Below are 13,269 nucleotides of genomic sequence, written 5' to 3'. Positions count from 1 at the left end.
TGATGGCGACGACGGCGTTTATGCGGCCGTCAGTCGCGTGATCCTACGGCAATTATATGCGAGGGCGACGAGCGTCCATTCTGTTGCGACGTTGGGGAGGCCACGGAGATGGAAACGGGTGAAGCCCATGGCGCTCTTGATGATACCGAAGACCGGTTCGACGGTCTGCTTGCGTAAGGCGTAAAGGGCTTTTGCCGGGTTCTGTTGCAGCCTGGCCTTCATTTCCAGGCGCCAGGGCTCGGTGATCCGGCGCGGCTCCCTGGGTGGCGGTTCTGGCCGGAAGTCATAAGGGCGCCGATTCACAGGGCGTCCGATGGCGACCAGCGGGTCCACGCCGCTGGCCTGCAACGTTTCGACGGCTTTGCCGCTGGCGAAACCCGTGTCGGCGAGGACGGTTCGTGGCAGGCCGATCCTCTCCTCCATACCCAGGATGGTGGCGGCGAAGCTGGGCGCGTCCGCCGTCGTCGCAACGACGCCATTTTCCAAGATCAACTGGCTGCCCTCGGCACAAACCACGGCCTGGGCATTGTAGGCTTGCCGGTATTCATGCGCGTCGGAGCGGCGCATCAGCTTGCTGTCCGGATCGGTCAGGTTGATCTGCCGGTCTGGTGGCGGTTCATCGTCCGGTTCTTTCGGCGGCCGACCGCGCCGTCCCCGCTTCGCATCAAAAGCTGCCTTCTTGCGCTCATATTCTGGTCGGGCGGTCTTGGCCTGCTCGCGGGCTTCCGCCTCCAGTCGCGCACAGGCTTCATCCAGCTTTGCCTTCAGAGCCTCCCGCCGGGCCAGTTCCTCCGGCAACGCCTGATGATCCACATCGGTTGTATCCGCCGCCTCTGCCCGTTCCATCAGGGTGGAGATATCGGTGGCCAGTTTCTCGCGCAGCTCTTTCGCGCGATCATAACGAATGGAACGGTATTTCGAGGCATTGGCATCGATCTTCGTGCCGTCGATCGACACCGTGCCAAGCCGCACCAGTCCCGTCTCGCGTGCCAGCAGGAGTACATGCATGAACGCTGCCTCGATCGCCGTGCGGTTGCCGCGCCGGAACGTCGCGATCGTGTCATGGTCAGGATGCAGGTTCGCCGCCACAAAGCGCATACCGATATCACGATATGTCGCCCGTTCGATCCGACGCGATGAGAACACGCCGTTCGCATAGGCGTAAATCAGCAGCGCCAGCATCAGGCGCGGATGATACTGCGCCTTGCCGCCAGTCCGCACAGGAACGGAAAATGCCCTCAACGGCACCCGCTCTACCGCCGCCACGATGAAATGCGCCACATCGTCCGACGGCAGCCATGACTTCAGATCCGGCGGCAGAAGATACGGCTGCGATCGATCAAACGGAATGAAGCTGCTCATCCTGAAAGCTTACCGCAGATCGCCAGAGCCAGGTACCCCAACCCGACAGCCTGCTAGATCCATGCTGGACTATGCCGCGCTGTCGGCCGTGGCCTCGGTCGCGCGCGAGGGCAGTTTCGAGCGCGCGGCCAGCGCGCTGGGGGTGACGCCGTCCGCCGTGTCGCAGCGCGTGCGGGCGCTGGAGGACCGGCTGGGCGCGATCCTGATCGTACGGGGCCAGCCCTGCACCCCGACCGCGATCGGCGCGCGCCTGTGCGCGCATGTGGACCGGGTGCGCCTGCTGGAAGGCGAGATGGCATCCGCGCTGCCGGCCCTGGCGGGCCAGGGGGCCGAGGCCGGGCCGCCGACCATCCGCGTCGCGGTCAATGCCGACAGCCTGGCCACCTGGTTCATCCCCGCCGTCGCGTCCTTCGCCGGCCGGGGCGACCGGCTGGTCGACCTGGTCATCGCGGGCGAGGACCATACCGCCGAACGGCTGCGATCGGGCGATGTCCTGGCCGCCGTCACTACCGACCGCACCCCCGTCCAGGGATGCCGGACGGTGCCGCTGGGTGCCCTGCGCTACGCGGCGGCGGCGTCCCCGTCCTTCATGGCGGCGTGGTTCGCGGGCGGCGTGGATGCGGCGGCGCTGGCCCGCGCCCCGGTCCTGCGGTTCGATCGCCGGGACCACCTGCACGAACGATGGGCCCGCGCGGCGCTGGGAACCGCCCCGGACGCGCCGACCCACTGGATTCCCTCGGCCCACGGGTTCGTCGATGCGGCGCTGGCCGGCCTGGGCTGGTGCGTGAACCCGCTTCCGATGGTGGCGGAGCACCTGGCCGCCGGCCGCCTGGTCGGCCTGGCGGCGGGACGATACCTGGACGTGCCGCTCTACTGGCAGCATGCGCGCATCGGCACGCGGCTGCTGGACGCGCTGACCCGCGACGTGGTCGCGGCGGCGGCGCGCGGCCTGCTGGACGGGTAGACGATGCGCCACCATTCGCCCTGGACGCCCCACCTGGCCGAGGGCGCGCAATCACCGGCCGAACGACTGGCCGAGGCGCTTGGCGGCGATATCCTGTCGGGCAGCCTGAAGGTCGATGACCGGCTGCCGGCGCATCGCGACCTGGCCTGGCGGCTGGGAATCGGCGTCGGGTCGGTCACGCGGGCCTATGCCATCCTGGAACGGCGCGGACTGGTCCGGAGCGTCCATGGCCGGGGCACCTTCGTCGCCGCGCGCCCGGACCAGGCCAGCGACCAGATCGACCTGGCGACCAACATGCCGCCGCCCATGTTCAGCGACAGGGCGCTGGCCCGCACGCTCAACCGGCTGGCCCGCACCATCGACCCCAGATTGTTCAACATCTATCCGCCCGTCGCCGGGCATCTGGAACACCGCCGCATCATGGCGCGCTGGCTGGCGGCGCTGGGAACCGAGGCCGAGCCCGAACGGCTGCTGCTGACCAGCGGGGCGCAGCAGGCACTGAACGTGGCCCTGACCGTCGCGCGGCCCCATGTCGGCTATGCCGTGACCGAGGCGCAGACCTATCCCGGCATGCTGGGCGTGATGCGCCAGGCCGGCCTGGAGATCGAATCCGTGGCCATGGACGCCCAGGGCATGCTTCCCGCGTCGCTCGAGGCCGTGCTGACCCGCCGGCGGCACCAGCGCGCCGTCGTCTACCTGACGCCCACCATGCAGAATCCGACATCCGCGACCATGGAGACGGCGCGGCGGCAGGACATCGCGCGCCTCTGCCGGCGGGCGGATGCGCTGGTGATCGAGGACGGCGTGTATGTCCGCGAGCGCGATCCCGCGCGGCCGTCGCTGCTTGACCTGGCGCCGGAGCGGACCTTTCACGTCAGCAGCCTGTCGAAGATCCTCAGTCCGGGACTGCGTATCGGCGTGCTGATTCCCCCGCCCCGCCACGCCGGGGCGTGCCTGCCCGCGCTTCTGGCGTCCTCGCTGATGATCGCCCCCCTGTCCTACGCGATGATGGCGCAATGGATGCAGGACGGCACGGCCGAGAGCGTCCGCACATCCCTGCACGCCGAGGCGATTCGCCGTCAGGACCTGGCGGTTTCCATCCTGGGGGAGTGGATGGCCGCCCCCACCTATCACGCCTTTCATGCCTGGCTGCCGATGCCGGCCGCCCAGGCGGAAGAGATGGTCGGGCGCGCGCGGATGCTGGGCGTTTCCCTGCCCGGCCCGCATACGTTCAGCAGCGGCGATGCGGCCGCACGCACGGCAGGCGGCGGGACGGGCGTCCGGCTTGCCCTGGGAAGCGTCACGTTTCGTACCCTTCCCGAAGCCCTGCGGCGCGTCCGGCAGGCCTGTGACCTGTCACAGGCAAAAGTGTCACGTGACACTATAGCGATATCCTGAAAGTGTCCCCCGCGGTTAGGGTTGCGCCGTTCGCACACACGGTCGGAGACCCGCCATGCCCGATGATCCGCAAGGCCCCGTGACGATCGTCGCGACGTTCCATATCCAGGACGAGCACGCGGAGGAGGTCCTGGCTGCGATCGCCGCCTGCATCAGGGCGTCACGGCAGGAAGCCGCCAATCTGTCCTATACCTGCCGCCGGGACATCCATGATCCGCTGCATCTGGTCTTCGTGGAACAATGGAAAAGCCTTGCCGCGATCGAGGACCATGAAAGGCAGCCCCATTTCCTGGCGATGAAGGCGATGTTCGACCAGGGCAAGGCCGGCCCGCTGAGCGTCACCCTGCTGCAGGACGTGCCGGCCCTGGCCTGAGAATGGGGGAGATCATGATCCCGTCCGTCTATCTTCTGGGAACGGCGGATACCAAGTTCGCGGAACTGGACTATCTGCGATCGGTCCTGACCGGACGGGGCGTCGGCAGCCATATCGTGGATGTCGGCACCCGCGAGGACCCGTGCGCCGCCGACATCACCGCGCGACAGGTGGCGGCCTGCCACCCCGATGGCGCTGCCGCGGTCTTCTGCGGCGAGCGCGGGCGCGCCATCGCGGCGATGTCCGAGGCGCTGCGGCGTTTCCTGCCGGGCCGCGCCGACCTGGCCGGCGTGATCGCGATCGGCGGCTCCGGCGGCACGGCCCTTGTCGCGCCGGCCCTGCAGGACCTGCCGATCGGCCTGCCCAAGATCCTGGTTTCCACCGTCGCATCGGGAAACGTGGCGCCCTATGTGGGCGAATCCGATCTGTCCATGGTCTATTCGGTCGTCGACCTTCAGGGGCTGAACCGTATTTCGCGCACCATCCTGGCCAACGCCGCCAACGCCATGGCGGGCATGGTGCTGCACCCCGCGCCGCATGATGCCGGCACGCGTCCGGCGGTGGGCATCACCATGTTCGGCGTCACCACACCCTGCGTTACGGAGGCGATGCATATCCTGACAGGGGATTTCGAATGTCTTGTCTTCCACGCCACCGGAACCGGCGGGCGGTCGATGGAACGGCTTGTGCGCCAGGGCATGATCGGCGGCGTGCTCGACATCACCACCACCGAGTTCTGCGATTTCGTCGCGGGCGGCATCTTCCCCTGCGAGGCCGGGCGCCTGGATGCCGTCGCCGCGACCGGTGTGCCCTATGTCGGAAGCTGCGGCGGGCTGGACATGGTCAATTTCGGCGCCCGGGAGACGGTGCCGCAGCGGTATCGCGACCGGGTTTTCGTGCAGCATAATCCGTTCATCACGCTGATGCGCACGACGGCCGAGGAATGCGGACAGATGGGACGCCTGATCGGCGCGCGCCTCAACCGCTGCCACGGGCCCGTGCGCTTCTATTATCCGGAAAAGGGATTTTCCCAGCTCGATCGTCCCGGTCAGCCCTTTCACGACCCGGCGGCGAACGCGGCCTTCCGCGACGCGCTGGCGTCCACGCTGGAACAGACCGATCGGCGGCGTTTCATCAGCCTGCCGCTTGCCCTGAACGACCCGGCCTTCGCCCAGGCCATGGTCACGGAATTCCGCACCCTTTTCAAGGAGAGTCACCCCCATGCCCCGCATTGAACGCAGCACCATCCTTGCCCGCCTGCACAGGATGATCGACGACCGCAAGCCGATCATCGGCGGCGGCGCGGGGACCGGCCTGTCCGCCAAGTGCGAGGCGGCCGGCGGCATCGACCTGATCGTCATCTACAATTCCGGCCGTTACCGCATGGCCGGGCGCGGATCGCTGGCCGGCGTCCTGGCCTATGGCAACGCCAACCAGATCGTCATGGACATGGCACGCGAGGTCCTGCCCGTCGTCCCGAACACGCCGGTCCTGGCCGGGGTGAACGGCACCGATCCGTTCGTGGATTTCGACGTGTTCCTGGACGACATAAGCCGCGTCGGGTTTTCGGGCATCCAGAATTTCCCCACGGTCGGCCTGATCGACGGAAACTTCCGCAAGAACCTGGAAGAAACCGGCATGAGCTACAGCCTGGAGGTCGATGTCGTCGCCCGCGCGCGCAGGAAGGACATGCTGACGACGCCCTATGTCTTCGACGTGGCGCAGGCGAAGGACATGGCCGGGGCCGGGGCCGATATCCTGGTGGCCCATATGGGACTGACGACGGGCGGCAGCATCGGGGCCGAGACGGCCTTCACGCTCGAGGATTCCATAAAGCTGATCAACGAGATCACGGACGCCGCGAAAACCGTGCGCGACGACGTGATCGTGCTGTGTCACGGCGGCCCGATCGCGATGCCGGCCGATGCGCAGAAGGTGCTGGACGCCTGCCCGGACTGCCACGGCTTCTACGGTGCATCCAGCATGGAACGCCTGCCCGTCGAAACGGCACTGGTCGAACAGACCCGGACATTCAAGGCCATGACGCGCTAGAAGAGGAGCCAGACATGCCTGTCTCATCTCGCGTTTTCCTCCCTGCCCTGGCGGGGGCCGCCCTGGCCCTGATGGCACCGGGTGCGCGGGCCGCGTCCTATCCGGGTTCGGCCCTGCGGACGGCCTATGCGTCCGGGCGGATCATGAATGCGGTCACGCTTTCCGACACCGGGCGCGTGTTCCTGTCCTTTCCCTATTGGGGCGGCGGCGGCGACGGCCCGACGGTGGCCGAGAAGATGCCGGGCGGGTCCGTGCGTCCGTTCCCCGATACCGCGTGGAACGACTGGACCCATTCCCATGACGCGGCGCACAGCTTCGTGCGCGTCAACGCGCTGCGCATGGGGCCGGACGGGTTGCTGTGGATCGTGGATTCCGGCGAAGCGAATGTCGGGGGGAAGCCCAATCCGCCCGACGGCGCGCCGGCCAAGCTTGTCGCGTTCGACATCGCGACGGGCCGGCCGGTCCATGTGATCACCCTGCGGCAGGGCACGACGCCACACAGCTATGTGGACGATCTGCGGTTCCATGGCGACACGCTGATCCTGACCGATGCCGGGGACCCGGCGCTGATCCTGGTCGACCTGCGTACCGGCCGCCAGCGCCGCGTCCTGTCGCACCAGGCCAGCACGACGGACGAACGCCCGATGCGGGCCGAAGGCCGCGTGATGATGACCGGCAACCGGGAAGCCCGCGTCCACGCGGACCAGCTGGAGGTTTCGCCCGATGGCGGCACCCTGTATTTTCAGCCCAGTTCCGGTCCGATGTCGAAAATCCCTATGGCGGACCTGGAGAATCCCGGCCTGACGGATGCGCAGCTCAATGCCCGCGTCACGCCATTTTATAATACGCCGACGACCGGCGGCACGGCCATCGACGGGGACGGCAACCTGTATGTGTCCGATGTGGACCGGCTGCGCATCCTGAAGATCACGCCGCAGGGCCAGGGGTCGGTTTTCATCGCCGATCCGCGCCTGGTCTGGGCGGACGCGATGTGGATCGACCGCAAGGGGACGCTATGGATACCGGCGGTCCAGCTTGATCGCACCGCCACGTTCCAGCGCGACGGCGTGTCGCGTGTCAGGCTGCCGGTGAGCATCTTCACGCTCGACGCCCACCTGCCCCCCGCCCATGATGACTGACGGAACAAAGGAGAACCCCGTAATGACCCTTGATGTTGCCAGCGCCATTCTCAAACGCCGGGCCACCAAGAATTTCGATGCCGGCCACCGCATGCCCGCCGGCGATCTTGATGCCATTCTCGGCCTCGCCCGCCGGATGCCGACGGCCTTCAACATCCAGAACTGGCGTTTCGTGGCCGTCAGCGATCCGAAACTGCGCCAGGATATCCGCAAGGTCGCGTGGGACCAGCCGCAGGTGACGGATGCGTCGGTCCTGCTGGTCCTGTGCGCCGATATCAAGGCCTGGGAAAAATACCCCGCGCGCTACTGGGAAAATGCGGATTCATCCGTACGCGATTTCATGGTGGGGGCGATCGACCAGTATTATCGCGGACGCGAAGACGTCCAGCGTGACGAGGGCATGCGGTCCTGCGGCATGGCGGCAGGTGCGATCATGCTGCTGGCCGAAAGCATGGGCTACGCCACCTGCCCGATGGACGGTTTCGATTTCGCGGCCGTCGGCAAGCTGATCAAGCTGCCGGCGGACCACGAGATCGTCATGTTCGTGGCCGTGGGAAAGCCCGCGTCCGAGCCCTATCCCACGGGCGGCATCCTGCCGGCCGACGAGATTATTTTCGAAAACACGTTTGGGGCGTAACCGGACGATCCGGTCACGCGGGAGGCGGGGCGGCGCCGATCTCCAGCGCCAGGCGCGCCATCCTGATCGCGCCGTCCCGGCTTCCCGCACCACAGATGAAGCGCGCCGGGTGGGCGAACACGGCATCGGGAACGCCGGAGATGCCGGCCAGCGCCTCCCGCTCCAGGCCGCGCCACGCTTCGGGCAGCGGCACCCGCTGCCCGAAATCACCCCGGACCGGGGGGACGGCCTTCACGTTCCACTGGCCGGTACCGGTCGGGGAGACCACGTAGACGACCGGAAGATCGTGCTCGAAAATCACCTTTTCGGTCGGCATTCCGGTTTCCATGACCAGGATGCGCTTGTCCTCCGCCGTGTCATAGGCCGTCAGCACCCGGTCCGTGGCCTTCAGGCTGGCCCGCGCACGATCGACCACATTGACCAGATGCGACGCCACGGCGACCGCGGCGTTTGCAAAGCCCCTGGCCTCTCGCGCCCTGGCTTCCTCCGGCCCGTACAGTTCGGCGGTATCCCAGGCCGGTCCGCAGGCCGACACGATATCCGCCAGGGACAGCTTTCCCATCTTCGCGACCCCATTGTCGTCCTGGTCGATCGGCAGGATCAGCGACTTGTCGATGGCCTGCCAGATGGCGGCAACGGTGGAATCGTCCAGGGGCGTTTCGAGAATGTTGCGAATCGCCGCGACGCCGTAATCCTTCCACAGCAATCCGGCCGCGCTGTAAGGCGTGCCGTCCTCGCGCAGCGGCTTGTCCTTCATGTGATGGTCGTATCGCCCCTTGGCGGGTGCGTACAGGCCGCCGACATCGAACACGATGTCGGACGCCTGAATGCGCTCGGGCGCGCGCGTGCGCGCGAAGATCAGCCGATCGCCGGGCTGTGCCTCCAGCACGCGGGCGCGCAGGTCCCCCTGCGGCGCAAGCGCGTAGTGGAGGATGACATATCCCAGCGTCTCGTCGGCGTGGAAATTCCCCGAATGGGTCAGCGCCCGAATGGGTGCGGTCCCGTTATCGAGACCAATGGGGGTATGCTCGGACATCATCGGGCCTGCTGACAAACATGGGTTGATTTCTGGTCGGCCCCGTCATGCCGCACGGGCGGCGGCCGGACAATAGGCTTCGCCACAGCAAAACGGGCAGGCACGGCGTGCCTGCCCGTTTCGGAGCGATCAGGATTGGGACGGTTCAGCGTGCGGCGAGGTGGATCGGCGCGGCGGCAGAGGCCTGGGCCGGCGCCGCGACGGCATGGACCACCGCCGGGTCGAAGACCCGCAGGAAGCTGGTCGGGTGGATGCCCATCCACAGCGTGACCAGGGCACAGGGCACCAGCACCGCCAGTTCCGGCCCGGTCAGGTCGCGCAGCATGGCCACCACCCCGTGCCCGGCGGCGCCGAACATGACCCGGCGATACAGCACCAGCATGTAGACCGCGCCCAGGATCATGGTGCTGCCGGCCAGGAAGGCCACCCAGAACGAGACGTGGATCGCGCCGACCATCACCAGCAGTTCGCCGACGAAGGACCCGGTGCCCGGCAGGCCGATATTGGCCATGACGAACAGCATCGCCAGCGTCGCCAGCACCGGCATCTTGTGCGCCACGCCGGAAAACGCGTCGATCGACCGCGTTTCCGCCCGCCACGAGACAGCGGCGACGCAGAAGAACAGCGCGGTGATGATCACGCCGTGGGACAGCATGGTGAAGATCGCGCCGTCGATCCCTTCGGGTGTCAGGGTGAACAGGCCGACCGCGATCACCCCCATGTGCGAGAACGAGGAATAGGCGATCACCCGCTTCATGTCGGTCTGGGCCAGGGCGATGATCGCGGCATAGATCACCGCGATGACGCCCAGCGTCAGGATATAGGGGGCGAACAGCCGAGCCGCCTCGGGGAACATCAGGACGCCGAACCGCAGCAGCCCGTAGGCGCCGGCCTTGGACAGCACGCCCGACAGCAGGGCCGAGGTCGGGGTCGGGGCCTCGGTATAGGCATCGGGCAGCCAGGCATGCAGCGGGAACAGCGGCAGCTTCACCCCGAAGGCCAGGACGAAGCCCAGCAGCAGCCAGCACTGCATGGCGCGCGGGAACGTTGCCTGCATCAGCGTGGGAATATCGGTCGTGCCGGTCATGTTCCACATCGTCAGCAGCGCCAGCAGCATGAACAGCGAGCCGCCGAAGGTGAACAGGAAGAACTGGATCGACGCCCAGACGCGCTTCGGGCCGCCCCATACGCCGATCATCAGGCTGCCCGGAATCAGCGTCGCCTCGTAGAAGACGTAGAACAGCACCAGGTCCAGCGCCGAGAACAGGCCGACCAGCGTGGTTTCCAGCAGCAGCACCGCCAGCATGTAGTCGCGCACCCGGGTCGTCACCAGCTTCCACCCGCCAATGACCGCCAGCGGGGTCAGGAAGGTGGACAGCAGGACGAACAGCAGGCTGATCCCGTCCACGCCCGCATGGTACGAAATGCCGAAGGACGAGGCCCAGCCGACCTGCTGGACGAACTGGAAGCCCGGCAGGGACGGATCGAATTCGCCCCACATCACCACCGACAGGCCGAAGACGATCAGGCTGGTCCACAGCGCCACCCAGCGCGACGCGCCCTCGACAGCCTCGGACGTGCCGCGCATCAGGAGGATGGCAAGCGCACCGCCGAGGGGCAGGTACGTGACGAGGGGGAGCAGGATCGGATGCACGTCGGTCTCATCGTCCGTGAAAGATGGCGGAAGCCTATCCCCGTTCGGACGGCGAGACCAGCCCACACGCCGCTCACGTTCTGCCGAGGACGTACGATTTCCCTTGCATTGGCTGCATGGGACTATTTGCGGCCGAAGAGTTTTTCCAGGTCCGTGCGGCTCAGCTTCAGCCAGGTGGGCCGCCCGTGCGAGCAGGTGCCGGCGCGGGGGGTCCGTTCCATGTCGCGCAGCAGCGCGTCATTTCCGCGCGGGTCAGGCTGCGGCCGGCGCGGACGCTGCCGTGGCAGGCCATGCGGGCGATGACGGCATCCAGCCTGCCGTCCAGGGCGCCGGTGTCGCCCGGGTCGGCCAGGTCGTCCTCGGCCAGTTCGTCGGCCATGTCGCGCAGCAGGCCGGCGGGGTCGTCCGTGCCCAGCAGGGCCGGCAGGGCGCGCACCAGTACCGCGCCGCCGCCGAACGGTTCGAGTTTCCACCCCCAGCGCCGCCAGCGTGCCGGCGAAGGACAGCAGCAGGTCGGCCTGTACCGCGCGGCAGGGTACGACTTCGGCAGCAGCAGGCGCTTGGCGCGCAGGGTGCCGTCCAGATAGCGCGCCCGCAGCCGTTCATGGGTCAGCCGTTCGTGCGCCGCGTGCTGGTCCACCAGCACCAGCGATCCGTCGCCGGACACCGCGACGATATAGGTCCCCATGACCTGCGCCACCGACGCCCCCAGCGGATAATCGGCCGCATCGGCCAGAATGGCAGCGTCCGGGGGCGCGGCGTCCGGGCCGCCGGCCCCTGCCCCGCCCGCCGCACCGGCATCGGGCGGCGGGGCGGCGGGCGGGTCGTCCAGCACCCGCGCGGCCGGGGCGCCCAAATCCAGGCGTGTGCCGGCCAGCGAGTCGCGGCCCGGGGCCGAGAAGATCGCGGGCGCGGGCGCCGCGGCCGGCGCCAGGCCGGCCGATGGCGCGTCGGCGGACGGATACCAGATCCGCGACGCCGTGGCGGGCCGCGATTGCAGCAGGCCGGGCCGCACCCCCGCGACACCGGCCCCGCTGCCCAGCGCACGGCCCAGCGCGCCGATGACCAGCCCACGCACGGCGGCGGGGTCGGCGAAGCGCAGTTCGGTCTTCGCCGGATGGACGTTCACGTCAACCAGGTCGGGCGGGATGGTCAGCGACAGGGCGACCACCGCGTGCCGGCCGTGTTCGATCACATGCCGGTAGGCCACGCGCACCGCCGTGCGCAGCACCGGGTCGACCACCGGCCGGCCGTTGACCAGCAGGATCTGCCCCGACGCCGTGGCCCGGTGTACCGAGGGGCCGCAGGCGAAGCCGTCCAGCACCAGGTCGCCGCGCCGGCCTTCGACCGGCAGCATGCCGTCCGCGCCCTCGGATTCGAGAATTGCGGCGACGCGGGATTCCAGGTCCTGGGCCGGCAGGTCGAACACCACCCGGTCGTCCAGTTGCAGGCGGAACGCCACGTCCGGCACCGACAGGGCCAGGCGGCGCACCGTAATGTCGGCATGGCCGGCCTCGACCCGGGGGCTCTTGAGGAATTTGCGCCGGGCCGGGGTGGCGAAGAACAGGTCCTCGACCGTCACGCGGGTGCCCGGGGGGCCGGCGCAGGGGGCGGGCGCGCCCACCAGCCCGCCTTCCACCGACACGCGCCACGCGCTGTCGGCCCCATGGGGGCGGGACGTGACGGTCAGCCGCGCGGCGGCGCCGATCGATGGCAGGGCCTCGCCCCGGAAGCCCAGCGTTTCGATCCGCACCAGCGTCTCGTCGCGCAATTTGGAGGTGCAATGCCGCTCGACCGCCAGCAGCAGGTCGTCCGGCGTCATGCCGCAGCCATCATCGACGACCTCGATCCGCTCGATGCCGCCGCGCTCCAGCAGGACGGCGATGCGCCGGGCCCCGGAATCGATGGCGTTTTCGACCAGTTCCTTCAGTGCCGCGGCCGGCCGTTCGATGACCTCGCCGGCGGCGATGCGGTTGACGACCTGTTCCGACAGGCGCCGGATGACCGGACGGGCGGGCGGGCTGGACGAGTCGCGCATCATGTCAGGCTAGAGCAGAACGCGACCGCGCCGAAGAACCGATCGCGGGAGAGGGATCAGGACTTGCCCTGGACCGTGGGGGTCGCGCCCTGCGTCGGGCTGTTGCCCAGAGCAGCATTCCGGCGCAGGCGACGGTTTTCGGCCTGGCCGTCCACCACGTTGCCCGCCCCGCCGCCGTTCCAGAACATCAGCTGGTCGATGAAGCCCTGCCCGGCCTTGCCCAGTTCGCCCTTGTCGGATGCGGTGGAGGCGTCGTCGGCCTCGTCCACCAGGGCGGCCTGGCCCGAGCTGGGGGCGCCGTCGGCGCTTTGCAGCGCGACGTTGGGCGACAGGGTTTCCAGCGCCTGCAGCCGCGGGCTTTCGTCCTGCGGGCGCGCGGCGTCGCTGTGCGGGGGCGCCAGTTCCTGGGTCGGCGGCATGGACAGCGGCGCGCGCGTCGTCACCGTATATTCGTCCGGCAGGTCGCGTTCCAGGCCGAAGGCCCGGTTGACGTCCGCCCCCGTGCAGCCGGAAAGGAGGAGTCCGCCCGACAGCAGGAGCGTGAACGGAACGAGACGGGAGAGCATGGGCGCCATGCTTCGCCTCATACCGCTCCTGCACGTTTCGGGCAAGAGTT

Annotated in this window: 12 protein-coding genes; 7 read left to right on the top strand and 5 right to left on the bottom strand. The window is 68.4% G+C overall.

The genetic code is table 11. The features are described 5' to 3' along the window. Nucleotides 1–18: 18 nt before the first annotated feature. Nucleotides 19–1,362, bottom strand: a complete 1,344-nt coding sequence (locus GDI_RS02840; protein WP_012223140.1) for an IS1182-like element ISGdi13 family transposase — start codon at nucleotides 1,360–1,362, stop codon at nucleotides 19–21. 61 nt (nucleotides 1,363–1,423) lie between these two features. Between GDI_RS02840 and GDI_RS02835 the strand changes: the two genes are divergently transcribed. Genes GDI_RS02835 through GDI_RS02805 form a run of 7 tightly spaced genes read left to right on the top strand, consistent with a single transcriptional unit; the run spans nucleotide 1,424 to nucleotide 7,925 of the window. Continuing rightward, nucleotides 1,424–2,326 carry a LysR family transcriptional regulator ArgP gene (locus GDI_RS02835; protein ID WP_012223135.1) on the top strand — a complete coding sequence of 301 codons (903 nt, stop codon included), beginning with the start codon at nucleotides 1,424–1,426 and terminating at the stop codon, nucleotides 2,324–2,326. A 3-nt stretch (nucleotides 2,327–2,329) separates the two neighbouring features. Next, nucleotides 2,330–3,724, top strand: coding sequence for an aminotransferase-like domain-containing protein (locus GDI_RS02830; protein ID WP_012223133.1), 1,395 nt, complete (start codon nucleotides 2,330–2,332; stop codon nucleotides 3,722–3,724). A gap of 55 nt (nucleotides 3,725–3,779) precedes the next feature. Further along, nucleotides 3,780–4,097 (top strand): putative quinol monooxygenase, encoded by a 318-nt coding sequence (locus GDI_RS02825; protein ID WP_012223131.1) that lies wholly within the window; start codon nucleotides 3,780–3,782, stop codon nucleotides 4,095–4,097. 14 nt (nucleotides 4,098–4,111) lie between these two features. Continuing rightward, nucleotides 4,112–5,332 (top strand): Tm-1-like ATP-binding domain-containing protein, encoded by a 1,221-nt coding sequence (locus tag GDI_RS02820; RefSeq protein ID WP_173363364.1) that lies wholly within the window; start codon nucleotides 4,112–4,114, stop codon nucleotides 5,330–5,332. Further along, nucleotides 5,319–6,149 carry a phosphoenolpyruvate hydrolase family protein gene (locus GDI_RS02815; protein WP_012223127.1) on the top strand — a complete coding sequence of 277 codons (831 nt, stop codon included), beginning with the start codon at nucleotides 5,319–5,321 and terminating at the stop codon, nucleotides 6,147–6,149. Before GDI_RS02820 ends, GDI_RS02815 begins: the two co-directional genes overlap by 14 nt. Before the next feature lie 14 nt (nucleotides 6,150–6,163). Beyond that, complete coding sequence (locus GDI_RS02810) at nucleotides 6,164–7,288, top strand: L-dopachrome tautomerase-related protein (RefSeq protein WP_012223125.1); 1,125 nt, start codon at nucleotides 6,164–6,166, stop codon at nucleotides 7,286–7,288. A 22-nt stretch (nucleotides 7,289–7,310) separates the two neighbouring features. Beyond that, nucleotides 7,311–7,925, top strand: a complete 615-nt coding sequence (locus tag GDI_RS02805; protein ID WP_012553760.1) for a nitroreductase family protein — start codon at nucleotides 7,311–7,313, stop codon at nucleotides 7,923–7,925. Nucleotides 7,926–7,938: 13 nt separating this feature from the next. Here the strand turns inward: GDI_RS02805 and GDI_RS02800 are convergent, their stop codons facing one another. The 4 genes from GDI_RS02800 to GDI_RS02785 all read right to left on the bottom strand — a co-directional run bounded on the left by GDI_RS02800 (nucleotide 7,939) and on the right by GDI_RS02785 (nucleotide 13,228). Further along, the gene (locus tag GDI_RS02800; RefSeq protein ID WP_012223121.1) at nucleotides 7,939–8,961 is read right to left on the bottom strand and encodes an MYG1 family protein; all 1,023 of its coding nucleotides are present in this window, start codon (nucleotides 8,959–8,961) and stop codon (nucleotides 7,939–7,941) included. A gap of 145 nt (nucleotides 8,962–9,106) precedes the next feature. Next, complete coding sequence (locus tag GDI_RS02795) at nucleotides 9,107–10,615, bottom strand: complex I subunit 4 family protein (protein WP_041249257.1); 1,509 nt, start codon at nucleotides 10,613–10,615, stop codon at nucleotides 9,107–9,109. Between the two features lie 166 nt (nucleotides 10,616–10,781). Beyond that, nucleotides 10,782–12,656, bottom strand: a complete 1,875-nt coding sequence (gene mutL / locus GDI_RS02790) for a DNA mismatch repair endonuclease MutL (protein WP_322786475.1) — start codon at nucleotides 12,654–12,656, stop codon at nucleotides 10,782–10,784. A 53-nt stretch (nucleotides 12,657–12,709) separates the two neighbouring features. Continuing rightward, nucleotides 12,710–13,228 carry a DUF3035 domain-containing protein gene (locus tag GDI_RS02785; protein ID WP_012553764.1) on the bottom strand — a complete coding sequence of 173 codons (519 nt, stop codon included), beginning with the start codon at nucleotides 13,226–13,228 and terminating at the stop codon, nucleotides 12,710–12,712. Nucleotides 13,229–13,269: the final 41 nt, after the last annotated feature.

Source organism: Gluconacetobacter diazotrophicus PA1 5, assembly GCF_000067045.1.
GTDB lineage: Bacteria > Pseudomonadota > Alphaproteobacteria > Acetobacterales > Acetobacteraceae > Gluconacetobacter > Gluconacetobacter diazotrophicus.
The sequence above is the reverse complement of the archived record's forward strand: the minus strand, read 5'-3'. Positions and strand labels throughout refer to the sequence as shown.